Raw genomic sequence first — 25,971 nt, 5'->3', positions numbered from 1 at the left:
ATAGAGGAGATTAGGGTAAGAGTAAAGACGAATTTGTGAACAGCACCCCTTTACAATCAGGTTTTTAGCACTTTTGTAGCGACCATTTGTATCTTCTATAAGGTGCCTGCTAAGATATAACTTTTATAGTGGGACTAATTTTAAGAGAAAGAAGCTACCGGCGTGGCGACTGCTAATGCCCCTACTGACTCGATATCAAATGATGACGTGGCTGTGGCTAGTGCGAACGGCAATATGGTTAATACTGGTACGTCCAAGGATGATGTGGCTGTGGCTACTGCTGAAGATGGCTTTGCTATTGACGATTCTGAAATATTGGACGGTACTGAAACCGAAGAATATATTTCAACTTACTAAGTTAGCAGATAAAACCACGCTTAGTACGCTAAGATGATAAAATAAAGCCCAGAGCTGCAAGCGCAATCTGAGCCTTATTCGATGCCAGCACAAAACAGCAGGACAGACAGAGAATTTGCCTTTTTGTCTCTATATTTTTACTCATATTCATTGGAAGTCTGTTAAACCATGCTTGATATTGCAAAAAATTCGACCCGACCTATCGCCTTAGATCTTCAAGACGTTCATAAAAGCTTCGGCTCATTGGCAGTGCTAAAAGGCGTGTCCCTCACTGCCTATGATGGTGATGTGATCTCTATCTTAGGCTCTTCTGGCTCTGGCAAATCTACTTTATTACGCTGTATTAATCTGCTTGAAAAGCCAACCCAAGGCAGTATCAGTATTGGTAATGAACAGCTGATACTAAAGCCTAATAAGTCTGGTGAGATGCAAGCAGCAGATATCAAGCAGCTAGAGAGCTTGCGCGCGCGCGTGGGCTTCGTGTTCCAAAACTTTAACTTATGGCCGCATAAGACGATTTTGCAAAATATCATTGAAGGGCCGACCCAAGTTTTAAAAATCAAAAAAGATCAGGCCATCAGTGATGCTGAAAAATTACTTGATAAGGTCGGTCTGCTTGATAAGAGAGACGCCTATCCTGCGAACCTATCTGGTGGTCAGCGCCAGCGCGTAGCGATTGCACGGGCGCTTGCAATGCAACCCCAAGTATTATTATTCGATGAACCTACCTCCGCCCTTGACCCTGAACTGGTCAATGAAGTGCTTGCCGTGATGCGTGAGTTGGCAGAAGAAGGGCGTACCATGCTGATTGTCACCCACGAGATGCGTTTTGCTCGGGAAGTGTCCAGCCAGGTGGTATTTTTACATCAGGGTGTTATTGAAGAGATGGGCACACCTGAACAAGTCTTTGATAACCCTACTTCTGAGCGTGTTAAAGACTTTATGGCGGCGCATCGCTAGGCTGGTATTATAAAGAGCTATAGAAAACTATTGCTGTGAAATGCTGGTCTGTTATAAAGTCACCTTTGTGGAGTGCCTGCTACAAATTGCTTACCATCAAACGCCTGCTATAAATTGAGAGTACTAAAGCAGTCATGATGAGATGACTGATTTCACGTGCTAACTGGCCATCATCAGCGATTAAACAGTCATTATCAGCAATTAAGTCAAAGTAAATATTTAATGGACTGTTAAGAGGTTAAGGCAATCTTAACCTGACTTTGTATCTTGTTCAAACCCGTTTCTAACAATCCCATTAAACTGCTAAGGTAACCTTTTATTACTGGATAATGACAGTCAATATGTAAAACGTTTGTTTTTGATATTTGAGTCAGGTATTATCGGTAAGATTATAAGCTGTTAATAACAGCCCCTATTTCATTTTTTATTGACTGATTTTATCGTCTGGCAAGGAATTCAGAGGGTAAGGTATCAGCAACACCCATCAGAAAATAAGGAACGCACAATGTCGAACTCCCGTCTATTGTGGTCATCGATGACCATTACCGCAGCCCTAGCGCTAGGTGCCTGTAGCCAACCCGCTAACGAAGCCACCGATGCTGATGCTTCTGCTGCAGACGTGGCCGGCAAAACTATTCGTATCGCTACCGAAGGGGCTTATCCTCCCTTTAACTATACCAATGCCGATGGCAGTATAGCGGGCTACGATATCGATGTTGCTAATGCCTTATGTGAGCAGATGAAAGCCAAATGTGAGATTGTCGCTCAAGATTGGGACGGCATTATTCCAGGTTTGCTGGCACAAAAATACGACGCAGTCGTTGCTGGCATGTCCATCACACCTGAACGTCAAGAAAAGGTCGATTTTACCGAGCCTTATTTTGCTAATACCATGGTGTGGTTGACTGATACCAAGGGTAGCTTTGATCCTATGGCGATCAAAGACCTAACGCTTGGTGGTCAACGTTCAACGACTCCTGGTGCGTACTTACAAGATAATTATGAAGGTAAAGACGGCAATACTGTGCAGTTATATGATAATTATGACAATGCTTATTTAGATCTAAAATCTGGTCGTAGTAACGCAGTATTGGCCGAAAAAGTCTCTGCTAAATCATGGTTAGCTGACAATCCTGACGGTTTTGGTATCGTGGGTGATGAAATTGATAATGATGACAATATTGCTATTGCTGTTCGTAAAGGTGATCCCCTCAGAGACGATTTTAATAAAGCCCTTAGCGAAATCCGTAGTAACGGTGAGCTGGCGCGTCTTGAGCAGGCAAACTTCAATAAGTAAATTGCGAGTCAATACCCTGCTGGTAAATATACTAAGGAATAGCAAATATGACCATTTCAATGACCTCATCAATGAAAACCAAAGCATTATGGCTAGCACCGCTTAGTGCGGCAATAATAATGCTCGCAGGCTGTAATAACAGCTCAACTCCAGAAGACAGCGCAGCAGCCGATACCGCAACTGACGCCGCGCCAATGAAAATAAAAATCGCTACTGAATCCAGCTATAAGCCTTTTAGCTATACTGATGCTGATGGCAAGCTTATCGGCTATGAAATTGAGTTAGTCGACGCCCTATGCGCGCAAATGAAGGCAGATTGTGAGCTTATCTCGCAAGATTGGGACGGTCTTATCCCAGGTCTAAATGCGCAAAAGTTTGATGCCATTATCGCTGGCATGTCGATTACCCCGGAACGCAAAGAAGTAGTAGAGTTCACCGATCCCTATTTTCATACTGGCATCATCTTGATTGGCAAAAAAGGTGATGACATCAGTGTTGACGGTCTAAAAGATCAACCAGTGGCGTCACAGCGCTCAACCGTAGCATCGCAATACTTGCAAGATGAGCATGCAGAGGCCGATATCAAGCTTTATGATACCCAAGATAATGCCTATCTAGATCTCACGTCAGGTCGTGTTCGTGCGATGATGTCGGACAAAGTGACGGGTATTGATTGGTTAAAAACAGAAGCGGGTAAGGACTATGAAGTCAAAGGTCAAGAGATCAGTACTGACGAAGACGCGATGGGTATTGCTTTCCGTAAAGCCGATCCTTTAGTTGCCAAATTTAATAAAGCGTTGGCTGAGCTAAAAGACAACGGCACGTATGACCAAATCACTGGCAGCTACTTTGGCACCAGTTCAACGGCTGCTGCACAAAAAGCAGTCGCAACCGGTGGCGTGAAAGAAGTCATGGTCGTTGATGATGCTAATGTTGAAGAACAACCAGCCAAAGCAGCTGGTTACTAAGCACTCGCTAGCCAATAGCCGTCAGTAAAACTTTTATTAAGGAAGAACGTCAAGGATGACCATGAGCAAAAACTTTGCCCCAACTATAGCCCACACTAACTTCATAACAGCCCGCCGTGGATCGACTTCATTGCTGGCGACTGCTGCTATCTTAATGTTAGCAGGTTGTAGTGGGGGTCAAGATAGCGCTGATGATAATGCTGCTGCTAGTACAGACGCCACAGCTGTAACCACAGAAGAAGTGTTACGTATCGGCACAGAAGGGGCTTATGCGCCTTTTAACTTTACCAATGCTGATGGTACGCTTGGTGGCTTCGATGTCGATATGGCCAACGCTATATGTGCTGACATGCAAGTCACTTGTGAGATTACTGCTCAAGATTGGGACGGTATCATCCCTGGTCTCAAAGCCGGCAAATATGACGCGATTGTAGCGGCTATGTCAGTGACACCTGAACGGGCGCAGCAAGTTAGCTTTACGGATCCGTACTTTAGTAACAGTCTAGTATTTTTGGCCAAAAAAGACAGCAGTTTCGATCCTAGTGATAGCAGCGATATCAATGCGCAATCCATTGCCGCTCAGCGTTCTACGGTTTCTTCACAGTGGTTGGAAGGTGCGTATCCAAAAGCAGATATGAAGCTATACGATACGCTTAGCAATGCCTTTTTGGACTTAGAGTCAGGCCGTGTTGATGCTATGATATCTGATAAACTACCAGCCATAGAATGGCTTAGCTCGCCCACAGGCAGTAATTATGCTTTGAAAGGGGATGAGATTGACATCAATGATAATTTTGCGATAGCAGTACGTCCTGGTGATGAGCTACAAGCAAAGATCAATAAATCGTTAGCGAATATAAAAGCCAATGGCACTTATGATGAAATCAATCAAAAGTACTTTGCCGTTCCGGTCTCCGCAACGCAGTAATTGCTGCCACGACAACTCATGAAGTCCCTGCCACAGACACTGTTTTGCAGTAGCAGCGACTATTAAATAGACCGATGATCAGGCCAAAGGATATCGCTATCTAAGCGATATCCTTTTTTTGTTACAAAACTGACCATCCAATCCTGCCGAATCTAAGTGGTTTTTGTGGTTTTTAATAGCATAAGGGTCTCTTTAAGCTGAGCTTTTGCGTGCAAGCGTTAACATAGTTGAGCATGATTATGATAAAATCAGCGCTCATTTTTGTCGAATCAGTTACCGCGTGAATTACCGGCAGTATACACGTGGCTCTAACACCCAGGGGTAATATGCAGCGCTATATAGACGGTGCTAAATTATTAATACTGATTCTGCTATTTGATATTTCGCTAACTTGCTAATATAAAGAGATCGAGTGGACCATTGTGTTTGATTTACAAGGATTTGGCGCGCTATTACTGAGCGGCGCTACCGTTACCATCCAACTTGCCGTGACCAGCTTAATTATAGGTATGGCTTTGGGGTTACTGGGTGCCACTGCCAAGCTGTCTAATGTTTGGTTGCTACGTAAGATTGCGACTGTATACACGGCGACCATGCGTGGTATTCCTGAATTGCTATTAGTGCTGTTTATCTATTACGGTGGCTCTATCTTGCTGATGAGCATCCTCAAAAAGTTCGGCTATAATAATTACGTCGAGATCAGTGCCTTTTGGGGTGGGGTAATGGCATTATCGATTGCTTTCGGTGCTTATGCAACTGAAATACTTCGAATGTCGATCCAAGAGATTCCGGTTGGTCAAAGTGAAGCGGCGCAAGCCATTGGGATGCGTCCTTTGCAGACTTTTTATCGCATTACTTTGCCGCAAGTTTGGACAATTGCTTTGCCGGGTTTGGGTAACTTGTTTTTAGTGCTGCTTAAAGACACCGCCCTAGTATCAGTAATCGGTCTCAAAGATATTATGTACCAGTCATCGCGCGCCGCGCAGTCAACTCAGCAGCCGTTTACCTTTTATATGGCAGCGGCTGTTATTTACTTAGGCCTGACGATGATCATTACTGGCTTTATGATGTGGCTTGAATGGCGCGCCAATCCAGCAGCGCGCTATGCCAAAAAGCTGAGCCGTCAATCAACCAACCGTCAATCGACCATAGGGTAGGGAGAGTCTCATGGATTGGAATTGGCAGGTTATTTTTGATCATATCCCAGACTTACTAGGCGGCGCAGTATTGACTGTACAGCTGGTAGTCATCTCCGGTATCATTGGGCTGTTTTTTGGCTTGATTTTAGCGCAACTGCGTTTGTCTAAAAGCTGGCTAGTACAGATATTACCGTTTCTTTATATCTTCTTTTTCCGAGGCACGCCGCTGCTAGTACAGATATTTTTGATCTATTATGGACTTGGGCAGTTTGAAGCCGTTCGTAATTCTTTCTTATGGGAACCGGTGCTCAGTCAGGCCTATTGGTGTGCAATTATTGCCTTTACCCTGAACACCAGCGCCTATTTGGCGGAGATTATCCGCGGTGCTATTCAGACCATACCGGTTGGCGAGCTCGAAGCTGCCGACGCTATCGGCATGTCAAAATGGCAGAAGCTCACGCGCATTACGCTACCCCGCGCCTTTGGCATTGTGATTCCTGCTTATAGTAATGAAGTCATCTTTATGCTCAAAGGTAGTGCTCTAGCCTCGACTATCGCCTTGATGGATATCACGGGTGTTGCCCGTACTATCAGTGCGCGTACTTATACCTTGATGGAGCTGTTCTTCGCGGCCGGTATCGTTTATTTGCTATTGTCATGGGTCATTTTATTCAGCTTTAGAATGTTTGAAAAAAGAATGAATCGCTATATGACTTATGTGCCACCAGATGTGACCACCCATACTATTACCTAGAGCATGTTATCAAGTCTTGCTGTCTTTATTACCCATACCCATAAATTTATTATGAGAGCTTAGCATGAGCCAATCGTTACCTAGTCCTGTAGTAAACGCCGCCGAAGAGAATGAGGTCAAAGCTACTGCTAGTTATGACAAGCGTGCAGTTATTGGTAAAGTGGTCTGTGTTGGTCGTAATTATGCTGCGCACGCTCATGAATTGGGTAATGAGGTACCAACCTCACCAATATTATTTATGAAACCAGCCTCATCTGTGGTTTTTGTTGGTAAGGACTCAGTTGCTAATAGTATTGTCCGTCCAGATTCAACAATACACGGTGATACTCACTATGAAGTGGAGTTGTGCATTCAGTTATCAGCTGATTTGAATAACGCCAATATTGAGCAGGCACAGCAAGCGATTGGTGGGGTGACTCTAGGGTTGGATTTAACCTTGCGCGACTTACAAAGTCAGCTGAAAGAAAAAGGCCAACCTTGGGAGCGTGCGAAGTGTTTTGACGGCGCTTGTGTATTGGCTGAATGGATCGACCCGCAAGCGTTTGGCGACTTTCGCAAAGTTAGCTTTCAGTTAACTATTAATGATCAGCTTAAACAAGATGGCGATAGTGCGTTAATGCTATTTCCAGTGTATGAGTTACTCGCTGAGATTAGCCGTGCCTTTAGTCTACAAGCGGGCGATGTCATCATGACTGGCACGCCAAGTGGTGTTGGCATATTACAGGCTGGTGATCGGTTAAGGCTTAAACTTGGTGAGCACGAGTGGCAGGCGCGCGTACAATAAAATTCCTGAGTTAAGACTCATTTTTATAAGTTAAAAATCTCAAGCCTGGCTTGGGATTTTTTGGTTTAACGAGTCCTGGTCAAAACTGAGCCATCATTAAAATAAAGCATCATTAAAAACTATCCTCAAACGGTCAGCTGTTTTTCAACGAACTGTCATAAATGCTAAGTACACTCAGGTATGTTTACGCTTTGGTGGCTTGATAAGTCCAGTCATCAAAATGCCATTTATGACAATCTAGCCTAACAGCAAGGTGACCGATAATGACCGTACTTAATGAGACACAAAACCTCGCCCACGAAGTCGTTGAAGACTCCAACCCTACTAACAATACTGATTTTCAGACCATTATTAAGCGCCGACTGAATCGTCGTAATATCTTAAAGGGTGGTACAGGCCTGACGGCTGCAGCGTTCTTTGGAACTTTGCCATTAGTTGGCTGTAGGGTCGGTGGTAGCAGTAATAATCTAAATCCTATCACCACTACTGATAATAATGCTGCTATCCCTGCGATAGGTGATTTAAAACGCCCTGAGACTTTAAGGTTCACTGCTGTTCCACACTCGACTGCCGAGACCATGAGCGTGGCTGCGGGTTATAAAGCTGAGATGATATTACCCTTAGGTACGCCACTGATTTCTGGCATTGATAATTGGAAAGACAACCGTGAGCAGTCAGCTGAGTCATTTGATTGGCGTATGGGTGACAACCATGATGGCATGTGGTTCTTTGGTAAAAAAGGCAGTGCATATGATGCAAAAGCCTCAGATAATGGCCTGTTAGTCATGAATCATGAGTACGTCAATAGTGCCGAGCTGAGTCCTTTTGGTTATTTCGTGACTCCAGATGAGGATGCTGAGACTATATACCAAAGTCGACGGCTGGCAAGTGATGTACGCCGTGAAGTCAATTGTCATGGGGTTTCTGTGGTTGAGATGACCCGTCGTTCAGATGGCGTGGGTTATGAAATGGTACTCAACTCAAAATACAATCGCCGCATTACCAGTAGTACGCTGGCGACCTTTACCGGACCAGTTGCAGGCTCAGACCTAGTCAAAACTAAATTTGACCCAACCGGTTATCAGACCCGCGGTATCAATAATAACTGCGGCGCTGGCTTATCACCTTGGGGCACGTATCTAACCACGGAGGAGAATTTTTTAGGGGTCTTTGCCCGTGGGCAGGATGCCAGCCAATTAAGTGCCGCGCAAAACGCTGGCCGTGCGCGTTATGGGGCCACAGAGGACTTTTCTGGTTGGGGCTACTTATGGCACACCCCTGATGCTAAGGAGGCCAAAGTCGCCGATGAGTTCTTACGCTGGGATATGACAGTGGTCGGTGCAACAGCGGCTGATGACTACCGTAATGGTTTTAATACCTTTGGGTTTATGACTGAAATAGACCCTTTCGACCAAAATTCTATACCGCAAAAGCGTACGGCACTGGGACGTTTCGCCCATGAAAATTGTGCCTATGCCCCCGTTGAGCAAGGTAAGCCAGTGGTTTTTTATATGGGTGATGACGCACGTGGCGAATATATCTACAAGTTTGTCTCTAATGCTTTATGGTCAAACAGTGATATTGGTGGTGGTTTAAAAGCAGGTAGCAAATATATGGACGAGGGTACATTACATGTCGCTATCTTTAATGATGATGGCAGCGGTAAGTGGCAGCCGTTGATACATGGGAAAAATGGACTGGATGCTTCTAATAGCGCGCTGCCGTTCAATGGACAAGACGAGGTTTTAGTTTTTGCCCGTGCTGCTGCTGACGCATTGGGTGCGACCAAAATGGATCGCCCAGAATGGGTGTCGGTCAGCCCCATAACTGGTGAGGTTTATGTCACCTTAACCAATAATAAGCTGCGGGGCGAACGTGAGGACCAGCCAGTCTCGGCCACTAATCCACGCAGTTATCAAGCGCGCGGAAAAGCACGCGGTAATGACAATGGCCACATTATCCGCTGGGCAGAGACCGGTGGTGACCATGCGGCAATGAGCTTTGAATGGGATATTTATTTGTTTGCCTCACCTAGTGATTTGGCCGTAGAAAACTTATCAAAATTAAATGATAACAATGATTTTTCTTCACCAGATGGTTTATATTTTGATCCGCGTGGGGTACTGTGGATTCAGACTGATGATGGTGCATATACTGATACCAGTAGCTGTATGTTACTGGCGGCACTACCAGGCAATGTGAGTGACGGCGCGCCTACAGTAACCTCGGCAGGGCAGCAGACTCGAGTCGGTACGTTCGCAAATAATGATAATATTAAACGTTTCTTTGTCGGCCCTGAAGGTTGTGAAGTGACTGGTATTACCATGACCCCAGACTTCAAAACGCTATTTATTAATATTCAGCATCCTGGTAATACCTGGGGTGCAGCCGATGGTGGCAGTACACCGCGCTCAGCCACAGTCATGATTACCAAAGAAGATGGTGATGTGATATTAGCGGAGTCATTTGGTCCAGCGGCGTCTACGACCTAAAAATAGCAGATTTAAATAAAAATTCTACATAAAATCCCAAGCTATGATTTGGGATTTTTTATTAAATACGGCTTCACTTTAAATAGCACTAGGAAGCAGCACTAAGCAGCATTGTAGTATTAACCAGTGATTTAGAAAACGAACGCGGCATTATAATGGTAATAAGAAACGTCAACGCAGTCATCGCTATTATTGGCCTTTGATCTATATTAATATCAAGATGATAGCAGGTGGTGCATTGACTACCCTATAGTACAAATATCCCTTACAACAAGCATACCTGCAACACAAATAATCTACTTTTGTTTATAAAATTATAGGATAGAATACCACTCTATCCTTACTACTGAATATGCCAGAACTATGCCCAGTCCCAATTCGTTACATGACGATTATACTATCCATAATCAGGGTACTAGTGAAGCCAGTACTCAGCCTGAACTTGATGCTCAAGCTAGCTCTGAATTTAGTTCTGATAAAGCCAGCTCTGATGCTAGCACGTCATTTCAGGGTGACGTGTATGAGCAGCTGGCTCAGCTGGAATACATTTATGTGGATAAAACAGCCAGTTTTATAACAGAGGAGAGTAGCGCTGCAACCTTAGGTGAGCCCCTTTCTTTAGGCGATATATTTGAAGGGTTGGCTCAGTTGGCAACCATGGGTATAGTAGAAGTCACTGATATAGTAGAAGCCGTCCATCGTGAGATTATTTTACGACCATTAGGGCGCTTGGATGATCGCAATCTCACCAAGTGGCAACGCGGTCTTACTGGACGGATATATAGTACGGTACGTTATGCAATGTTGGTGGTAGGTACTAATTTAACATCAGGGCTTTGGCTGTATAACAACATACGGAATCAAAAAAACGTCCCCCCTCTACCCAGGAAATTGAGGCGGTTGGTCAATATTCTCAATGGCGTTATGGGTGATCATCTTGTTAATCATCATAATCCACTCGCTGTGCCGATGGCTCTATACGATCGCTCTTTACATAAAAAATATAGCCATCTACAGCAAGGTGAAATATCAGGTCGTATTATCATTTTATGTCATGGGCTTTGTATGAGCCATTTAACCTGGAATGTATTCAAGAATAATAATCTAGGTGAACGCATTAGTCGTAGCCAGCCGAAATCTACCATTTTATATCTTAATTACAATACTGGACGACATATTTCAAGCAACGGGCGTAACCTCTCTCAAGTACTACAAGATTTAGTCAATAATAATCCAGGCATCACTCAAATTGATTTAATTGGCCATAGTATGGGTGGTTTAGTCGCTCGTAGCGCCCTATTTTATGGTAAAGAGCAAGGCTTTAATTGGGTAAAACAAGTACACAATCTCGTTACTCTAGGGTCTCCGCATCAAGGCGCAAGCTTAGAACGTATAGGCAGTTATGTGCAAGATAGGATTGCTAAGCTTCCTTTTGCTGGGTCATTAGCCAAGTTAGGTGATTTGCGTAGTGCAGGCATCATTGATCTACGTTATGGCAGTATTCGTGATGCCGACTGGAAGTCTTTAGAAGGTCGCAGCGTTTTGCCACCAGAGTTTCGCCATCCTACTCAGCTGCCTTTGCATGTCAATACCTACCTCATTGCGGCGACCTTAGTTGATTCTAGTTACGATTCTAAAATGACAGGACTGCTAGGTGATGGTCTGGTTACGATAGAATCTGCCTTAGGTGAGCATACTGGCGAGCATGCTTTGACCGTACCGGAAGAACGTAAGGCCATTTTTTATGGGCTCAGCCACTACAACTTACTCTATAGCAAAAGGGTACATAAGCAGGTCATCGAATGGCTATTAGATAATGAGTAGAGTGATGCTAACCAAGGCGACGGCTCAAAAATTAAGTCTCGGCCTGGAAAGTAGCCCTCATATATATTCTTATCCAAATGACTTAAATATGATGTTATGAAGAGCATCAGTCCTAGTATTGCTGCATGTATAGTCAATGAAAAGTAATATCGATACATAAGCTACTGCTGGCATAAGTTTTTCTTGCTTGCTGTGCCTACGCAGACAGAGGCGGCAAAAAGCTTATACCAGCAGTACCGTCGCGTTTTTAAGGTGTGTTAACTATATCAGTAAAGTAGCGTTAATTACCGGCATAAAAAAACCCTCAAGCGTCACACTCGAAGGTTTTAGATAACAAGCAGGCTGAGTTAAACTAATAAGTAAACATTACTCAGCAAATATTGCCGCAACATCCTCTTTATTAAAACGATAAATCTCACCGCAAAATCCGCAATCCATCTCAAAAGCGCCGTCTTGTTCTTCGCAAATCTCTAAAGCTTCGGCTTCACCAATCTGCTCAATCGCCATTTCACACTTCTGTTTTGAGCAGGTACAACCAAATGCTAGCGCCACCGGTTCAGGTAATACTACCTGTTCTTCATTGTACAGACGATATAACAGTTCATTGGTCGGTAACGACGTTAGTTCTTCGGGCTTAATCGTGCGTGTCAGTACAGATAAGCGTGGCCACAAATCGGTATCGACCTGTTCTTGTTCTTCGTCGTCACGGCGCGGTAACAACTGTACCAGTATGCCACCCGCTTGTAGACCGTCTGATGCTAGGTTAATCAGCGTTGGAATTTGTGCCGATTGTTTTTGGTAATGGGCCAAGCAGTCGGCTAGATTGTCATGACTGCGCTCGACAATCCCCTGATAGGGCTCGCCACCCTCAGGTTGAATATTAATAAATAATACCCCTTGGCCTACAGCACCAAGCTCAGCAAATGCGTCATTGGCGTGGGTCATGCTGTCCCACGCCTGTACTTGCTCATCGCTATCCGCTTTCCAGCTGGCTAGCGCACGGATGATACCGTCTTGGTCACATTCAGCCATAGCCCAATTAAGCAGACTGTCACTATCTGATGACTGTAATTGAATAGACAGATGACCATCAATTTTAACCGTACCAATAAGCAAGCTTGCCGCGGTCAGCATCTCACCTAATAAGCGTTTAATAGCTTCGGGATAGGGCTTTTGAGCGATTGTAGTGGCATAACTGCGCGATAGGCGAACCACATCGCCACGCACGGGAGAGTCTTCGATAAAAAAGCGCTGACGTAGGTCATTATCGATAGAGATGCTGTCAGTATTTGGCGTTTGGTCGTTTTGATTTGCTTGAGTCATAAGTCAATTGTCTTGTTAAGAAGTTGGTAGCTTTATGGGGGTTACTCGCAAGTTATCAATAATAAGATTGGGAGGAATACGTCATAAACCAATAGATCAACTATAGTCAATGAAAAGTAATATCGATACATAACCTACTGCTGGCATAAGTTTTTCTTGCTTGCTGTGCCTACGCAGGCAGAGGCGGCAAAAAGCTTATACCAGCAGTACCCTAGCGTTTTTAGTATCCTAGCGTTTTTAAGGTATTTTAACTATATTGGTTGAATGCTTAAACGCTATCATAATAAGTTTTATTTCCACTGCATGAATCCTATCGTCTATCACGACCAGCTCGGTTTATTATTGAGATAAAAAGTCTTTACTCAGTAACAAAAGCAAGAAATTCAAAGCAGAGCGATAACAATTAAATATTTATTCCTAAGGAAAAAGTTACTAACGGTAGCGAAAGTGTTGTACAGTAACATTAAGTTGCATTATGATAACTCACAATAACAGCACGGACGCATAGCGTTAACTTAATTGACACTAGTAGCACGCAAGCTCGCTCCCAATTTTATGATGATGTGATAAAAGGATGTATCTAATGACTTATTCTATCTCCAAACCGTTAACCTTAGTAGCCTGCATAGCATTAGGTTTAGCTGGCTGTAACAACAGCAGCCAAACAGCCACTGATGATGCGGCGACCGCCGATGGTGCAGCCACTACTAACGGCACGCTACAAAAAATCAAAGAGTCAGGAACTATCGTGGTCGGTCATCGTGACTCTTCGATTCCTTTCTCTTATATTTCAGATGATCCCAACCAGCCTATCGGCTATGCTCATGATTTAGAAATGAAAGTAGTTGAAGCGGTTAAGCAAAAGCTAAATATGCCAGACCTCAATATTCGCTATAACCTCGTCACCTCACAAACTCGTATCCCATTAGTACAAAACGGTACCATTGACTTTGAGTGTGGCTCAACGACCAACAACGAAGAGCGCCAAAAACAAGTCGCCTTCTCAAACGGTTTCTTTGAAATTGGTACGCGATTATTAACCAAAACTGACTCCGGTATTAAAGATTTTGAAGACCTAAAAGGTAAAACGTTAGTAACCACAGCGGGCACCACTTCAGAGCGTTATATCCGTCAATATAACGACGAAAAGAAGATGGGTATCAGTATCATTTCGGCAAAAGATCATGGTGAAGGCTTCTTGATGTTAGAGAATGGCCGCGCTGATGCCTTTATGATGGATGATGTCTTACTTGCAGGCGAAAAAGCCAAAGCGAAAAATCCTGATGAATGGGTCATCGTTGGTACGCCACAATCATTTGAGATCTATGGCTGTATGATGCGTAAAGACGACCCTGAATTTAAAGCCGTGGTTGATGAAGCGTTGGCCAATGTCTTTAGCTCAGGCGAGATCAATGCTATTTATGACAAGTGGTTCCTAAATCCGATTCCACCTAAAAACGTCAACCTAAACTTTGAGATGTCAGATAACTTAAAAGCACTGATCGCTAATCCACATGATAGTGCCCAGCCTAAAGTTGCTACGGCACAGTAATGACCTTTTGTCCCTCAATATAGCTCACTTGTGCGCCTAAGCCAGTGTTTAACACTGGCTTAGCGCATGAGATGAGCCTATTTATCGCTGCTCGGAGAGACAACAATGAACTATAGCTGGAACTGGGGTGTGCTATTTGAGCATACCGGTATCGGCAATGAGCTGTATATTCACTGGATGATTACAGGTCTTGGCTGGCTGCTATTGATTGGTGGTATCGCGTGGGTCATTGCTATGGTTATTGGTACCATCTTTGGTATCATGCGCACTTTACCGAACAAAGCGGCCCGTGGCATTGGCACCGCTTATGTCACGTTCTTTCGTAATATTCCTCTGCTGGTCCAGCTATTCTTTTGGTTTTATATTGCTCCTGGTTGGTTGACGCCTGCGGTACAAGACTGGTGGTATAAGGAATTATCTCCGAATACCTCAGCTATGCTCTCAGCCAGTATCGGCCTTGGGCTATTTACAGCTGCGCGCATTGTTGAGCAAGTGCGTACTGGTATTGAGTCGCTACCTGAAGGACAAATCAATGCCGCTTATGCATTAGGCTTTAGCATTCCTCAAGCTTATAAAGAAGTGTTGCTACCACAAGCCTTTCGGGTAATTTTGCCACCGCTTAGCTCGGAGCTGACCAACTGTTTTAAAAACGCGTCGGTAGCGTCCTTGGTGGGGGTAATGGAGCTGATTAGCCAAACCAAAACCATCAGTGAATATACCCAAAATAGCCTGGAGATTTACACTTACGCGACCATCATTTATTTGGTGTTCAACCTATCACTGATTGCCATTATGGGACTGATTGAGCGCAAACTTCGCGTGCCAGGGCTTATCGCAGGGGGTCAGAAATGAATATGATGACCGAACTTACTACCGCTTATCCCGCCTTAATAGACGGTATGCTGACTACTTTAAAGGTCCTGTTTTTAGCGATTGTTGGTGGTATCAGTTTAGGAACGGTATTGGCCTTAATGCGCCTATCTGGCATTAAAGCGTTAGAAATTCCTGCAAAGCTATACGTCAATTACTTTCGCTCAGTACCGCTGTTACTAGTACTGCTGTGGTTTTATTTTGCGGTACCGATGATTTATTTTTGGATAGCGGGCAAATACCTACAACTAGATACTGCCTTTGCTTCTTGTGTACTCGCCTTTATGATGTTTGAGGCGGCCTATTTCTCTGAAGTAGTGCGCGCGGGCATTCAGTCTATTGGTAGTGGACAGGTCAATGCTGCTAGAGCATTAGGTATGAATTACGGGCAATCGATGCGCTTAGTGATTTTGCCGCAAGCCTTTCGTAAGATGCTGCCATTGATTTTGCAGCAATGTATTATTTTATTCCAAGACACCACTTTAGTATTTGCTATTGGCTTGACAGATTTTTTCCGTGCCGCCTATGTGCGCGGTGAGCTAATGGGCTTACTAACACCCTATATATTAGGAGCGGGTGCCGTATATTTTATCATTAGCCTCAGTGCCTCTATAGGGGTACAGCAAGTTCAAAAACGCCTAAGGTTCTAGTGACGACTGTCAGTAGACAGCCTTAAAAATAAGCTTTTGTAGAATACGATTAATTTTTATATAATTATTTAAACATACTACTACCCAACAAGATTAAGGTTAGGAGCCAGCAATGAGTAATGCTGATACGTACATGAATGATTTTGGCGGTCTAGTCACGAATAATGGTCATGCTAGTGATGAGATTGTCATCGAGATGAGTGATGTTAGCAAGTGGTATGGTGACTTTCAGGTGCTAAAAAATTGCACTTCGCATGTGTACAAGGGCGACGTGGTGGTAGTGTGTGGACCATCGGGCAGTGGTAAATCAACCCTTATTAAAACTGTCAACGGCTTGGAGAATTTTCAAAAAGGTCAGATAATGGTTAATGGCATTTCTGTCGGAGCGCCAAAGACTAATCTACCCAAACTACGTAGCCGAGTCGGTATGGTGTTTCAGCATTTTGAGCTGTTTCCGCATTTAACCATCATTGATAATCTGACGGTAGCACAAATTAAGGTATTAGGTCGCAGCGAAAGCGAAGCCAAAAAAAAGGCTATGGCCTATCTAGATCGAGTAGGGCTGACCGTACAAGCAGCAAAATATCCAGCTGAGCTATCTGGTGGGCAGCAGCAACGGGTAGCGATTGCTCGTGCCTTAGCGATGGACCCAGTGGCAATGTTATTTGATGAACCAACCTCGGCATTAGATCCTGAAATGATTCAAGAAGTACTAGATGTCATGGTGGAGCTAACACGCGATGGCATGACCATGATGTGTGTGACTCATGAAATGGGCTTTGCCAGCCAGGTCGCCAATCGTATTGTATTTATGGATGAAGGGCATATCGTCGAAAACTGTAGTAAAGATCAGTTCTTTGAAGGAGCGAAAAGTGAGCGCGCGCAAATGTTCTTATCTAAGATTTTGAATCATTAAGCCATTGTTTATATAAGTTAATCGTTACTAAAAGCGCCTACTAGGCGCTTTTTTTTATATTGTTGAGCATGAACAAAACTGTCCTCTTCATCATAATCTAATAGACAACACTCATTTTTGTTGTTTGCCAGCTCGCACGGACGTTCTTTTATCTCAATAATAACGGATCTATAATACGCCCGAGCCGAATTGATTTTTATAAATAAGGTTAATAAGCTTAGCATGGCTCTTTAGCGCATACTGTTGACGTGAGTCATCCTTAGTTTGCTGTTACAATAGCTGAGGCTATTTTTCATATACAAGCCGCAAGACAAAACCTATCTATTATCCATTTATCATAAATAGCATCGCAGGCAGTGGCATAATAACAACAGCTGAGCGGCGCAACCTTTGGAGCCATCATGAGTGTAGAAAATATGTCCACGTCGCCTATGTCATCACCCCAGAAAGATATTGTGATCATCGGTGCAGGTTTAGCGGGCTGGCATGTCATTGATGCGATTCGTAGCAAAGATAAAGATATTCCCATCACCTTAATCACTACCGATAATGGTGATCGTTATCATAAACCTATGCTGACCATGGCTATCAGCCAGAATAAACGCGCTGCTGACCTAGTGCGTGCAACTGGTATTGAGGCCGCAAAAGCCGCGAATATAACATTACTTACCCATACTCAGGTTATTGATATTGATTCTGACAGCCAGCAATTACATCTTGCGGCAACGGGAGCAGCGGGTACCCATACTACTAATCCAACATCTATCCATTATGAAAAATTAGTACTGGCAGTGGGTGCTCATCCTATCTTTCCAAAAAGTCTGCCTGAAGATTTGGTCTGGCATGTCAACCATATTGAGCGTTTTGGACAGCTGCAAGAAAAACTAGCTACGGGCAGTCAACGGGTGGCTATTGTTGGTGCTGGTATGGTGGGTACTGAAATTGCAGAAGATTTGCTAAAAGCCGGTCATAAAGTCACTCTAATTGATTTGAATAACGCGCCACTATCGCAAATGCTACCACCGCAAGCGACTGCCCGTATTACAATAGCGATTGAATCACAAGGCATCCAGTTTTTGGGTGGCTGTCAAGTATCAGGCATCACTCGTGATAGCGATGGCCAGTTACATATCAGTTATGGGCCTTTAGATACAGGGTCAGAAGATCTCAGTATTCAACAATTCACCCCGCTGGTAGTCGATCACGTGATTGCTAGTACCGGGCTGTTGGTCGATGATAAATTACCTACTGCCGCTGGTATTGAGTTCGATCGTCGTACTGGTATCGTGGTTGATGCGCTCACATTGCGTACTCATGCGGCAAATATTTATGCCATTGGCGATTGCATGTCTATTAATGGCGTGGCGTGTCGTTATGTGGCACCGCTACGGGCGCAGGCAGCAACGATTGCTGATGATATTTTAGGGCATGAGCATGGTGGTTATGATCATAAACCACCAATGATACGTTTGAAAAATAAAGCTATTTCGGTGATGGTGACTGGCGTACCGAAGGCTACTGGCAATTGGCAAGTAAAAAGCGACAGCGCTGACGAGTTAGTCATGGAACTGCTCGACGATCATGAGGCAGTAAGCGCTACGGTAACGATAAAAGCACCTACAACGGCGTAAGTGTAACCAGAATTAAGCTGTTTGGTTATGGCATTGTTTTAAGTCATTGATAACCAGTTACGCTGTTATGTCGAACTGTTAAGAAGGACTGAGGTTAGTTACTGCTAATAATATGAGTTGCTGAAAAAACCAGCCAAATGCTATAGAGGCGTCTGGCTGGTTTTATTATTTCTAAGATCGGTTTTATGATTTACGATCTAAATAATTATTCAGGCTATACTCTTTAATGACAAGATAAGTGGCTAGTAGAAGAATATTTGAGTAATACATAATTAAAATACCTTAAAAACGCGACGGTACTGCTGGTATAAGCTTTTTGCAGCCTCTGTCTGCGTAGGCACAGCAAGCAAGAAAAACTTATGCCAGCAGTACGTTATGTATCGATATTACTTTTCATTGACTATATATTGTATCGATGGAATTGATAGTCTTTAATTGCAGGCAGTATAGTAAACGTTTAGGGCGTATCACCATTTAGCATACTAAATCATACTAAATCATTCTAAGCTTTATAGCCTAATTAAAAACCCAAACTACTTTTCTAAATTAGATACGCTATAGTTAGAGTGTATCTCTAGCGCTTTTATTGCTACAGATAACCATTAATATACTAAGCAGTCATACGGTTATATCTGCAGAAAATGTGCCATTATAGCAGTACGATAATTTAGAAAATAAAACCCAAAGAATAAAAACGAAAGGACTCGTTATGACTAAACCCTCCTATTTTGATACTATTCTTAATAATGTTCCACGCGTCAATATGGGCGCGCGCTCTGCTAATGCGCCACTCACCCAAAGCTATGACAAAGGCCCTGATGTGCCGCTAATCGAAGCGACTATCGGCGACTTTTTTGATGCTATCGTAGATAAATATCCTGAGCGCGCAGCACTGGTGTCACGGCATCAAAATATCCGCTGGACTTATCAAGAGCTGCAACAACAGGTTAATCAGTTGGCCAGTGCTATTATCGAGATGGGACTTGAGATTGGCGATCGCATTGGTATTTGGTCGCACAACAATGCTGAATGGCTTGTGCTGCAGTTGGCAACTGCAAAAGTTGGGGTCATTTTAGTCAACCTTAATCCTGCTTATCGCACTTTTGAGCTGCAGTATGCGTTGAATAAATTAGGCTGCTCAGCACTGGTGTTAATGCGTCATTTTAAAACCAGCGATTACGCACAAATGATCGGTGAGTTGTGCCCTGAGATTTATCATAAGAGCTATCAGCAGCTCGACTTAGTCGAAATGCCTACTGTCGAACGCATCATTTGGATTGATCAGCCTGGTAGTGATGAAGACTTTAATTTTATGCAAAAATTTTCGGCGTGGATAGCAGAGGGCGATGCTAATGATCCGCGCATTGCCGAGCGGCAAGCACAGCTGAAAAATACGGATGCTATTAGTGTGCAGTTTACCAGCGGTACCACGGGTACGCCAAAGGGCGCGACCTTAAGTCATCGTAATATTCTAAACAATGGCTACTTCCTCGGCGAGTCGATGAACTTAACTGAGAAAGACAGACTATGTATCCCTTTGCCGCTTTATCACTGCTTCGGAATGGTTGGTGGTAATTTAGCCATCTTGACCCACGGTGGCTGCGCGGTCTATCCCAATGATGGCTTTGATCCCTTGACCGTATTACAAACGGTAGAAGAGGAAAGGTGTACTGGCTTACTTGGCGTACCGACCATGTTTATCGCTGAGCTTGATCATCCAGAGTTTGAGAGTTTTGATTTGTCCAGTTTGCGAACGGGCATTATGGGCGGTTCTAGTTGTCCGATTGAGGTGATGCGCCGGGTCATCGATAAAATGCATATGAGCGGAGTCACCATTGCTTATGGCATGACGGAAACCAGTCCGGCCTCTTGTCAGACTAATGAGCATACCCCACTTGAAAAAAGAGTGTCCACGGTAGGGTTGGTTTTGCCAGCGATTGAAGTCAAAATTATCGATACCGAAACCGGTGATACTGTAGCGATTGGAGGGACTGGCGAGCTATTGACCCGCGGCTATTCAGTGATGAAAGGTTATTGGGGCAGTCGTTTTAAGACCCATGAAGCCATTCAAGACGGCTGGATGCATACCGGCGATTTGGCCACTATGGATGCAGACGGTTATATCAACGTGGTTGGCCGTAGTAAAGATATGATTATCCGTGGTGGCGAAAACATTTATCCGGTCGAGATCGAAAACTATTTATACCGTCATCCTAAAATCCGCGACGTACAAGTGGTTGGCATACCCGATGAGCGTTATGGTGAGGTATTAGCCGCCTGGATAATTGCCAAAAAGCCGGATAGTTTAACTGAAGACGAGGTACGGCAGTTCTGTCTTGAGCATATTGCCCATTATAAAGTACCGACCTACTATCGTTTTGTCAGCGAATACCCAATGACTATCACTGGCAAAATTCAAAAATTCAAAATCATAGAGCTAATGAAAGCAGAATTGGGATTAGAGTCGATCTAACTTAAAAACGATACAACGATACAACGTTACAACGATACAACATTACTGGGCTGCTGGGATGAATTTTTTGCAGCCTCTGTCACGCGTGCGAACAGCAAGCAAGAAAAATTTATACCAGTAGCACGTTGATTTGAACGACTCTCTTTTATTCTTAACTGACTATAGAGTAGCTTGGTTGGGTAACAATTTACTCATTAATTAAATACTGTTTTTATCAAGTGCTAAAAAAGCCAGCTGTCCATTACACCACTAATTATGAGCTTTTAATTATTTATAATACCTTTCCTAAGGTTTGTTTAAGTGATACATATTGTATCGATATCATTGACAGCCTTTCATTGAAGGCGTTATAGTAGTTGGCAAGATATAAAACAGATTCAAGGAAGAATAGAACCTGTTAGCAGGCTATAGTAAAGTAAAATAATAAAGTACAACGAAAGGACTCGTTATGACTAATCCCTCCTATTTTGATACCATTCTTAATAATGTCCCTAGCATAAATATGGGCGCGCGCTCTGCCAATGCTCCTCTCACCCAAAGCTACGATAAAGGCCCTGATGTGCCACTCATTGAGGCCACTATCGGTGACTTTTTTGATGCTATCGTAGATAAATACCCTGAGCGTGAAGCGTTGGTGTCACGCCATCAAAATATTCGTTGGACGTATCGTGAGCTACAACAGCATGTTAATCAGTTGGCCAGTAGCATGATTGAGATGGGACTTGAGATTGGTGATCGCATCGGTATTTGGTCGCACAATAATGCCGAATGGTTACTCATGCAGCTAGCGACCGCAAAAGTCGGGGTGATCTTAGTTAATATTAATCCAGCCTATCGTACCTTTGAATTGCAGTACGCTCTTAACAAGTTAGGGTGCTCGGCGCTGGTATTAATGCGTCATTTTAAAACCAGCGACTACGCTCAGATGATCCGCGAGTTATGCCCTGAGATTTATCATAAGAGCTATCAACAGCTGGACTTGATCGAGATACCGACCATTGAACGTATCGTTTGGATTGATGAGCCTGATAGCGATGAAGATTTTAGCTACATGCAGAAATTCTCGTTATGGATGGCTGAGGGCGATGCCAATGATCCGCGGGTAGCTGAACGACAAGCTCAGCTCAAAAACACCGATGCTATTAATGTACAGTTTACCAGCGGCACCACTGGCACCCCAAAGGGCGCAACCCTAACCCACCGTAACATTCTAAATAACGGTTATTTTATCGGTGAGGCCATGAACCTAACCGAAGAGGACAGATTGTGTATTCCTGTACCGTTATATCACTGCTTTGGTATGGTGCTCGGTAACTTAGCAGTCTTAACTCACGGCGGTTGTATTCTTTATCCCAACGATGGCTTCGATGCGTTGACGGTATTACAAACGGTTGAAGAAGAGAAATGTACCGCTTTGCATGGCGTGCCGACCATGTTTATCGCTATGCTCGACCATCCTGAGTTTGACACCTTTGATTTGTCCACTTTGCGTACCGGTATTATGGCCGGCTCTAGCTGTCCGATTGAAGTAATGCGCCGGGTCATTGATAAGATGCATATGAGCGAAGTCACTATTGCTTATGGCATGACTGAGACCAGTCCGGTGTCTTGCCAAACAAATGAGCACACGCCGCTTGATAAGCAGGTTTCTACCGTCGGACTGGTACAGCCCGCACTTGAAGTAAAGGTTATCGATAGCGAAACGGGTGATATTGTGCCGATAGGGGAAACCGGTGAGTTATTAACGCGCGGCTATTCGGTAATGCAAGGTTATTGGGGCAGTCGCTTTAAATCGCGTGAGGCTATTCAAGATGGTTGGATGCATACCGGTGATTTGGCCACTATCGATGAAGACGGTTATGTCAAAATCGTTGGTCGTAGTAAGGATATGGTCATTCGTGGTGGGGAGAATATCTATCCGGTAGAAATTGAAAATTATCTCTACCGCCATCCTAATATCCGTGACGTACAAGTGGTTGGTATACCCGATGAGCGTTATGGTGAGGTGTTGGCAGCATGGATTATTCCCAAGCAGGAAGGTAGCTTGACCGAAGAAGAGGTGCGGCTATTCTGTAGTGAGCATATCGCCCATTATAAAGTACCCACCTACTATCGCTTCGTTACTGAATATCCAATGACCATTACTGGTAAAATCCAGAAGTTTAAAATCGTTGAGCATATGAAAGAAGAGCTGGGCTTAAAATAGCGAAGCAGCTAAGCAAAGCATTTAAAAAGCAGCCTCTAAAAAGCAGTATTTAAAAACAGTAGCTAAGCGCAGACTAAGAAAAATAAGTCATAAATAAAAGACCAGCATAAAAGCCAATTATAGAAAGGGATATCATGAGCGCCATCATAACCAGTAAATTGAGTCCAAACGCCGCTGAATTTCAGCAAAATAGCGCCGCTATGCAAGTGATAGTAGATGATCTATATGAGCATTTACACAAAATTGCACAAGGTGGCTCAGAGCGCTCGCGTGCTAGGCATTTGGCACGTGGCAAACTGCTACCACGTGAGCGTGTTGAACGCCTGCTCGATGTTGGGACCCCCTTCTTAGAGATAGCCCCGATGGCGGCATACGATATGTATGATGAAGATATCCCAGCTGCTGGTGTGATTGCTGGTATCGGTCGTGTTAATGGCACTGAATGTTTGATTATCTGTAATGACGCTACTGTAAAAGGCGGCACTTATTTTCCAATGACTGTTAAAAAGCATCTGCGGGCGCAAGAAATCGCACAAGAGAACAATCTGCCTTGTATCTATCTAGTGGATTCAGGGGGCGCAAATTTGCCCAATCAAGACGAAGTGTTTCCTGATAAAGAGCACTTTGGCCGTATTTTCTTCAATCAAGCCAATCTTAGTGCGGCGGGTGTTCCACAAATTGCGGTAGTGATGGGCAGCTGTACCGCTGGCGGCGCTTATGTCCCAGCGATGAGCGATGAGTCTATTATTGTCAAAGATCAAGGGACTATCTTCCTAGGTGGCCCGCCGTTGGTAAAAGCGGCTACTGGTGAAGAAGTGACCGCCGAAGACTTAGGCGGCAGTGATGTGCATACGCGTCTATCAGGAGTGGTGGATCATCTGGCGCAAAACGATACCCATGCGTTGTCGCTGGCACGTAATATTGTCAGTCATTTTAACCGACCAGCCAAGCACATTCCCAATCAAATTACCCCGCGGCCGCCGCGTTATGATGCCAAAGAGCTGTACGGCATTATTCCCAATGATACCCGCCAGCCGTTCGATATTAGAGAGATCATCGCGCGGATTGTCGATGACAGTGCGTTTGATGAATTTAAGGCGCGCTTTGGTACTACCTTAGTCTGCGGTTTTGCCCATATTGAAGGCATGCCAGTCGGTATTATTGCCAATAACGGTATTTTATTTAGTGAGTCGGCGCAAAAAGGTACGCACTTTATTGAGCTGTGCTGTAAGCGCAAAATTCCATTAGTATTTTTGCAAAATATTACCGGATTTATGGTCGGACGTAAGTACGAAAACGAAGGTATTGCTCGTCATGGTGCCAAGATGGTGATGGCCGTTGCCAATGCTAAAGTACCTAAATTTACCGTTATCGTCGGTGGCTCATTTGGTGCGGGTAATTATGGTATGTGTGGCCGTGCGTATAGTCCGCGCTTCTTATGGATGTGGCCGAACGCGCGCATATCAGTCATGGGCGGCGAGCAAGCGGCATCGGTACTTGCGACTGTCAAGCGTGATAATTTTGATCGTAAAGGTGAAGCCTGGAGTAAGGATGATGAAGAAGCCTTTAAAACGCCTATTCGCGAGATGTATGAAGAGCAGGGCCATCCGTATTATGCGACTGCCCGCTTATGGGATGACGGCGTGATTGACCCTGCTGATACCCGCAAGGTGTTGGCACTAGGACTTAGCGCGGCTCATAACGCTCCGATTGAAGAGACCACATTCGGTGTTTTTAGAATGTAAGACAACTAAGCAAGTTACTCATGATTATGTTGGGTTTAATTTAAAATAGATACAGTGTGATTGGCAGAAATTTTTGCAGCCTCTGTCTGGCTTGCGCACAGCAAGCAAGAAAATTTTTGCCAGTCACACGCTCATATCAATATTTAGTATTGACTGGTTTGAAAAGTACTATAAAAATATAAAGAGAAAATTATGCAAAATGATATGGTAAAAAATACTAATAATTATAAAAGCCTACTGGTCACTATTGAGCAACACGTCGCCACCGTCACTTTAAACTGTCCTGAAAAGCGTAATGCTTTCAACGATGAGATGATAAGTGAGCTGACCGTAGCGTTTGAACAGTTAGGGGCAAATGATAACGTGCGCGTCATTGTTCTAGCGGCAGCTGGCAAGGCCTTTTGTGCTGGTGCGGATCTCAACTGGATGCGCGCCATGGCGGATTACAGCTATGAGGAAAATTTAGCGGATGCTGATAAGTTAGCGCAAATGCTTAAGACCATTTATGAGTGCCCAAAGCCGACTATTGCTGCTATTCAAGGGGATGTTTATGCGGGTGGCATGGGCTTAGTAGCCGCCTGTGATGTCGCATTTGCCGTTAAGATTGCTAATTTTTGTTTAAGTGAAGTTCGGTTAGGTCTTGCACCAGCAACTATCAGCCCTTATGTCATTCGCGCAATGGGTGCCCGAGCAGCGCAGCGTTATTTCTTAAGTGCGGAAGTTTTTGATGCCAAAAAAGCGCGCCAGCTCGGCTTTATTCATGAGCGCGTTAGCGAAGAGTCACTTAATGATGTGGTAGCAACTTTCTGTGCCAAAGTCGTCAAAAACAGCCCTGATGCGATGGAAACCTGCAAGACTCTACTTCATGATGTGGCCGGACAACCCATAACCGAGAAGCTTATAAAGCATACGGTCAAAGGTATTGCTGATATTCGTGCCTCAGAACAGGGGAAGGAAGGCGTGCAAGCCTTTTTACAAAAACGTCGCCCCGCATGGCAGACAGAAGACTAGCTATTAAAGACCAATTGGTGATAGCAGCAAAAGTAATACTAAACGGACAGCATCAAACAGTCAGGTCAGGATTCCAACCATAACTGATGCT

20 protein-coding genes are annotated in these 25,971 nt (G+C 44.1%); 19 read left to right on the top strand and 1 reads right to left on the bottom strand.

Going from position 1 to position 25,971, the window contains the following annotated elements; translation table 11 throughout:
• Positions 1–162 precede the first annotated feature (162 nt).
• The 10 genes from RCH20_RS05065 to RCH20_RS05020 all read left to right on the top strand — a co-directional run bounded on the left by RCH20_RS05065 (position 163) and on the right by RCH20_RS05020 (position 11,503).
• Positions 163–357 carry a hypothetical protein gene (locus RCH20_RS05065; protein WP_327192807.1) on the top strand — a complete coding sequence of 65 codons (195 nt, stop codon included), beginning with the start codon at positions 163–165 and terminating at the stop codon, positions 355–357.
• 168 nt (positions 358–525) lie between these two features.
• On the top strand, positions 526–1,317 hold the full coding sequence (locus tag RCH20_RS05060; RefSeq protein WP_209955471.1) for an ABC transporter ATP-binding protein: 792 nt from the start codon (positions 526–528) through the stop codon (positions 1,315–1,317).
• Positions 1,318–1,822: 505 nt separating this feature from the next.
• Entirely contained in the window at positions 1,823–2,614 is a 792-nt protein-coding gene (locus tag RCH20_RS05055) for a transporter substrate-binding domain-containing protein (RefSeq protein ID WP_209955469.1), read from the top strand.
• Positions 2,615–2,661: 47 nt separating this feature from the next.
• Positions 2,662–3,582: a transporter substrate-binding domain-containing protein gene (locus RCH20_RS05050; protein ID WP_327192806.1), complete on the top strand. Its 921-nt coding sequence runs from the start codon at positions 2,662–2,664 to the stop codon at positions 3,580–3,582.
• A 154-nt stretch (positions 3,583–3,736) separates the two neighbouring features.
• Positions 3,737–4,510 carry a transporter substrate-binding domain-containing protein gene (locus tag RCH20_RS05045; protein WP_327192891.1) on the top strand — a complete coding sequence of 258 codons (774 nt, stop codon included), beginning with the start codon at positions 3,737–3,739 and terminating at the stop codon, positions 4,508–4,510.
• Between the two features lie 422 nt (positions 4,511–4,932).
• The gene (locus tag RCH20_RS05040; RefSeq protein WP_209955463.1) at positions 4,933–5,667 is read left to right on the top strand and encodes an ABC transporter permease; all 735 of its coding nucleotides are present in this window, start codon (positions 4,933–4,935) and stop codon (positions 5,665–5,667) included.
• A 10-nt stretch (positions 5,668–5,677) separates the two neighbouring features.
• Entirely contained in the window at positions 5,678–6,403 is a 726-nt protein-coding gene (locus RCH20_RS05035) for an ABC transporter permease (protein WP_209955461.1), read from the top strand.
• 64 nt (positions 6,404–6,467) lie between these two features.
• Entirely contained in the window at positions 6,468–7,187 is a 720-nt protein-coding gene (locus tag RCH20_RS05030) for a fumarylacetoacetate hydrolase family protein (protein ID WP_209955459.1), read from the top strand.
• A 263-nt stretch (positions 7,188–7,450) separates the two neighbouring features.
• Positions 7,451–9,679: a PhoX family protein gene (locus RCH20_RS05025; RefSeq protein WP_327192805.1), complete on the top strand. Its 2,229-nt coding sequence runs from the start codon at positions 7,451–7,453 to the stop codon at positions 9,677–9,679.
• Between the two features lie 363 nt (positions 9,680–10,042).
• The gene (locus RCH20_RS05020) at positions 10,043–11,503 is read left to right on the top strand and encodes a PGAP1-like alpha/beta domain-containing protein (RefSeq protein ID WP_327192804.1); all 1,461 of its coding nucleotides are present in this window, start codon (positions 10,043–10,045) and stop codon (positions 11,501–11,503) included.
• Between the two features lie 366 nt (positions 11,504–11,869).
• Here the strand turns inward: RCH20_RS05020 and hslO are convergent, their stop codons facing one another.
• Entirely contained in the window at positions 11,870–12,826 is a 957-nt protein-coding gene (gene hslO, locus RCH20_RS05015) for an Hsp33 family molecular chaperone HslO (protein WP_327192803.1), read from the bottom strand.
• Between the two features lie 583 nt (positions 12,827–13,409).
• On the opposite strand from hslO, the gene RCH20_RS05010 reads away from it, so the two are divergent.
• From RCH20_RS05010 to RCH20_RS04970, 9 genes are all read left to right on the top strand, one after another.
• On the top strand, positions 13,410–14,378 hold the full coding sequence (locus tag RCH20_RS05010) for a glutamate/aspartate ABC transporter substrate-binding protein (RefSeq protein WP_327192802.1): 969 nt from the start codon (positions 13,410–13,412) through the stop codon (positions 14,376–14,378).
• A 105-nt stretch (positions 14,379–14,483) separates the two neighbouring features.
• Positions 14,484–15,230: an amino acid ABC transporter permease gene (locus tag RCH20_RS05005; RefSeq protein WP_327192801.1), complete on the top strand. Its 747-nt coding sequence runs from the start codon at positions 14,484–14,486 to the stop codon at positions 15,228–15,230.
• Positions 15,227–15,898, top strand: a complete 672-nt coding sequence (locus RCH20_RS05000; RefSeq protein ID WP_209955446.1) for an ABC transporter permease subunit — start codon at positions 15,227–15,229, stop codon at positions 15,896–15,898. Before RCH20_RS05005 ends, RCH20_RS05000 begins: the two co-directional genes overlap by 4 nt.
• Before the next feature lie 133 nt (positions 15,899–16,031).
• Positions 16,032–16,814: an amino acid ABC transporter ATP-binding protein gene (locus tag RCH20_RS04995; protein ID WP_209958762.1), complete on the top strand. Its 783-nt coding sequence runs from the start codon at positions 16,032–16,034 to the stop codon at positions 16,812–16,814.
• A 401-nt stretch (positions 16,815–17,215) separates the two neighbouring features.
• Positions 17,216–18,445 carry an FAD-dependent oxidoreductase gene (locus tag RCH20_RS04990; protein WP_327192800.1) on the top strand — a complete coding sequence of 410 codons (1,230 nt, stop codon included), beginning with the start codon at positions 17,216–17,218 and terminating at the stop codon, positions 18,443–18,445.
• A 709-nt stretch (positions 18,446–19,154) separates the two neighbouring features.
• A complete protein-coding gene (locus RCH20_RS04985) occupies positions 19,155–20,918 on the top strand; it encodes an AMP-binding protein (RefSeq protein ID WP_327192799.1) in 1,764 nt (587 codons plus the stop codon).
• A 448-nt stretch (positions 20,919–21,366) separates the two neighbouring features.
• Positions 21,367–23,124: an AMP-binding protein gene (locus RCH20_RS04980; protein ID WP_209955440.1), complete on the top strand. Its 1,758-nt coding sequence runs from the start codon at positions 21,367–21,369 to the stop codon at positions 23,122–23,124.
• A 134-nt stretch (positions 23,125–23,258) separates the two neighbouring features.
• Positions 23,259–24,869 carry a carboxyl transferase domain-containing protein gene (locus RCH20_RS04975; RefSeq protein ID WP_209955438.1) on the top strand — a complete coding sequence of 537 codons (1,611 nt, stop codon included), beginning with the start codon at positions 23,259–23,261 and terminating at the stop codon, positions 24,867–24,869.
• A 204-nt stretch (positions 24,870–25,073) separates the two neighbouring features.
• Positions 25,074–25,880, top strand: coding sequence for an enoyl-CoA hydratase/isomerase family protein (locus RCH20_RS04970; RefSeq protein ID WP_209958760.1), 807 nt, complete (start codon positions 25,074–25,076; stop codon positions 25,878–25,880).
• Positions 25,881–25,971: the final 91 nt, after the last annotated feature.

The sequence above is a fragment of the Psychrobacter sp. PL15 genome, assembly GCF_035984995.1.
In the GTDB taxonomy this organism is placed as follows: domain Bacteria; phylum Pseudomonadota; class Gammaproteobacteria; order Pseudomonadales; family Moraxellaceae; genus Psychrobacter.
Note: the sequence above shows the minus strand (reverse complement) of the source record. Positions and strands in the feature narration are given on the sequence as shown.

Bases quoted from the DNA above. Each gene is read 5' to 3' on its own strand.
- RCH20_RS05050 (WP_327192806.1), top strand. From the start codon at position 2,662: ATGACCATTTCAATGACCTCATCAATGAAAACCAAAGCATTATGGCTA.
- RCH20_RS04975 (WP_209955438.1), top strand. From the start codon at position 23,259: ATGAGCGCCATCATAACCAGTAAATTGAGTCCAAACGCCGCTGAATTT.
- RCH20_RS04970 (WP_209958760.1), top strand. From the start codon at position 25,074: ATGGTAAAAAATACTAATAATTATAAAAGCCTACTGGTCACTATTGAG.
- RCH20_RS05045 (WP_327192891.1), top strand. From the start codon at position 3,737: ATGTTAGCAGGTTGTAGTGGGGGTCAAGATAGCGCTGATGATAATGCT.
- RCH20_RS05005 (WP_327192801.1), top strand. From the start codon at position 14,484: ATGAACTATAGCTGGAACTGGGGTGTGCTATTTGAGCATACCGGTATC.
- RCH20_RS04990 (WP_327192800.1), top strand. From the start codon at position 17,216: ATGAGTGTAGAAAATATGTCCACGTCGCCTATGTCATCACCCCAGAAA.
- RCH20_RS04995 (WP_209958762.1), top strand. From the start codon at position 16,032: ATGAATGATTTTGGCGGTCTAGTCACGAATAATGGTCATGCTAGTGAT.
- RCH20_RS05060 (WP_209955471.1), top strand. From the start codon at position 526: ATGCTTGATATTGCAAAAAATTCGACCCGACCTATCGCCTTAGATCTT.
- RCH20_RS05010 (WP_327192802.1), top strand. From the start codon at position 13,410: ATGACTTATTCTATCTCCAAACCGTTAACCTTAGTAGCCTGCATAGCA.
- RCH20_RS05025 (WP_327192805.1), top strand. From the start codon at position 7,451: ATGACCGTACTTAATGAGACACAAAACCTCGCCCACGAAGTCGTTGAA.
- RCH20_RS05055 (WP_209955469.1), top strand. From the start codon at position 1,823: ATGTCGAACTCCCGTCTATTGTGGTCATCGATGACCATTACCGCAGCC.
- RCH20_RS05035 (WP_209955461.1), top strand. From the start codon at position 5,678: ATGGATTGGAATTGGCAGGTTATTTTTGATCATATCCCAGACTTACTA.
- hslO (WP_327192803.1), bottom strand. From the start codon at position 12,826: ATGACTCAAGCAAATCAAAACGACCAAACGCCAAATACTGACAGCATC.
- RCH20_RS05030 (WP_209955459.1), top strand. From the start codon at position 6,468: ATGAGCCAATCGTTACCTAGTCCTGTAGTAAACGCCGCCGAAGAGAAT.
- RCH20_RS04985 (WP_327192799.1), top strand. From the start codon at position 19,155: ATGACTAAACCCTCCTATTTTGATACTATTCTTAATAATGTTCCACGC.
- RCH20_RS04980 (WP_209955440.1), top strand. From the start codon at position 21,367: ATGACTAATCCCTCCTATTTTGATACCATTCTTAATAATGTCCCTAGC.
- RCH20_RS05020 (WP_327192804.1), top strand. From the start codon at position 10,043: ATGCCCAGTCCCAATTCGTTACATGACGATTATACTATCCATAATCAG.
- RCH20_RS05000 (WP_209955446.1), top strand. From the start codon at position 15,227: ATGAATATGATGACCGAACTTACTACCGCTTATCCCGCCTTAATAGAC.